Annotated in this window: 2 protein-coding genes; one reads left to right on the top strand and one right to left on the bottom strand. The window is 69.5% G+C overall.

Annotation, left to right across the window (positions count from 1 at the left end; all coding sequences use genetic code 11):
• A partial coding sequence (locus tag IG99_RS43250; RefSeq protein ID WP_037684514.1) for a glutaredoxin domain-containing protein occupies positions 1-431 on the bottom strand: 431 nt, incomplete at its 3' end.
• 137 nt (positions 432-568) lie between these two features.
• Between IG99_RS43250 and IG99_RS43255 the strand changes: the two genes are divergently transcribed.
• On the top strand, positions 569-1,935 hold a 1,367-nt coding region (locus tag IG99_RS43255), incomplete at its 3' end, for an NF041680 family putative transposase (RefSeq protein ID WP_037684516.1).

The raw sequence follows: 1,935 nt of genomic DNA on the forward strand, positions 1-1,935 counted from the left end.
GAACGGGAGAGTTGCTCGCGCACCCATGCGGGATCGGGATTGGTGTGCGGCTGACCCGCCACGACGACGGTCGGCACGGTCTCGTTGCCGTCGTTGGCTGCCCTCACCGCTGCGGCTCCAGCGGGGTCGCGCCAGATGTTGACCCAGTGCACCTGGCGGGCGCTGCGGCCCAGCCGGATGCGCAGCCGCATGCAGTACTTGCAGCCGGGTCGCCAGAAGACGACCGGCCGGCCGTCAACCGCGCTGCGGTGTTGTGCTTCCAGAGCGCTGATCGACCTCGGGAAGATCAGAGGCGAGTTCACGCCTGCGAGCAGCACAAAGACCAGCAGGAGGGCGGCGGCTGCGCCGGGGGTCCCGCTGACGATCCGCCCAGCTGCAAGGACTGAGCCGCAGAGCACCAGCAGCATCGGCAGGATCCATGCGCGCATCATGAGGATGAAGGCTATCGATGAGTCGAAATGGGCCTCGAACTAGGCTACTCACCTGGGTGTTCGCCGGACGGTGAGGCGGCCCTCGTCTGATCATGTGCTCCGACCAAGGTGCACCTGTCGAGACGAAGGCCGTGTAGATGAGTCTGCTGCCTGATGCCGGTCCCGGGGAAGCGTTCGCGCAAGCGTCACGCTTCCGGGACGACTTATTCGACTGCCTGACCGTGCGCGGGGACGAACTGTTCGAACTCGTGGACGCGTTGCTGTGCGCGGACGGTCCGGTGACCTCACCGGTGGATCTGACGCTGGTGGCCGAGCACCGCCGTGGGCACGGCGCGATGTACGAGGCGTTGAACCGCGGGAACGTCGATGTGCCCCGGCTGCGGCAGGTGTTGGCCGGTCTGCCGATGCCGCAGGCCGCCGATGGGCGCCTGGTCCTCGCCGTCGACATCAGCCACTGGCTCCGCCCGGACGCGCCGACCAGCCCGGACCGTCTGTTCTGCCACGTCTACGGCCGCAACAGCCGCTCCAGCGACCAGATGATCCCGGGCTGGCCGTACTCGTTCGTCGCGGCCCTGGAGTCGGGCCGCACGTCCTGGTGCCAGCTGCTGGACGCGGTCCGCCTCGGCCTCGAGGACGACGTCTCCGAAGCCACCGCCGCCCAGGTCCGCCGCGTGGTCGAGGATCTCATCGACATGGGCCGCTGGCACATTGGCGACCGCGACATCCTCATCGTCTTCGACGCCGGATACGACGCTCCGCGCATGTCTCATCTCCTGCGCGGATTGCCTGTGGAGGTCCTCGGGCGGATGCGCTCGGACCGGGTCATGCGCAAGCCTGTCCCGGTGCCGTGGATCTCCCTGCCCCAGGGCGGGCGGCCACCGAAGCACGGCAAGGAATTCCGCTTCGCCAAGCCGGACACATGGGGTGATCCGGACGCGGCAACCGCGCAGGTCACCGACCGGTACGGGATCGCCCGCGCGATGGCCTGGGACCGCATCCACCCCCGCCTGACCACCCGCTCGGCATGGATCGACCACACCAGTGAACTCCCCGTCATCGAGGGCACGTTGATCCGCCTGGAGGTAGACCACCTGCCCGGCGGGGGCGACCCGCTCCCCGTCTGGCTGTGGTCGTCCGCCACCGGCCTGAGCGGCGAGGGCGTCGACGTGCGCTGGCAGGCGTTCCTGAGGAGATTCGACCTGGAGCACACGTTCCGCATGATCAAACAGACCCTCGGCTGGACCCGCCCGAAGATCCGCACCCCCGACGCCGGCGACCGCTGGACCTGGCTGGTCATCTCCGCCCACACCCAGCTGCGGCTCCTTCGCCGGGCCGCCGCTGACTTACGGCGCCCCTGGGAGAAACCTGCCGAGCCCGGCCGGCTCACACCCGCCCGGGTCCGCCGCGGGTTCCGGAACCTCCGCCCACACCTCACCTGCCCCGCCCGTGCACCCAAACCCACACGACCGGGCCCGGGGCGGCCGCTCGGCTCGAAAAACCGACG

Source organism: Streptomyces griseus subsp. griseus, assembly GCF_000720255.1.
Classification (GTDB): Bacteria; Actinomycetota; Actinomycetes; order Streptomycetales; family Streptomycetaceae; genus Streptomyces; species Streptomyces griseus_I.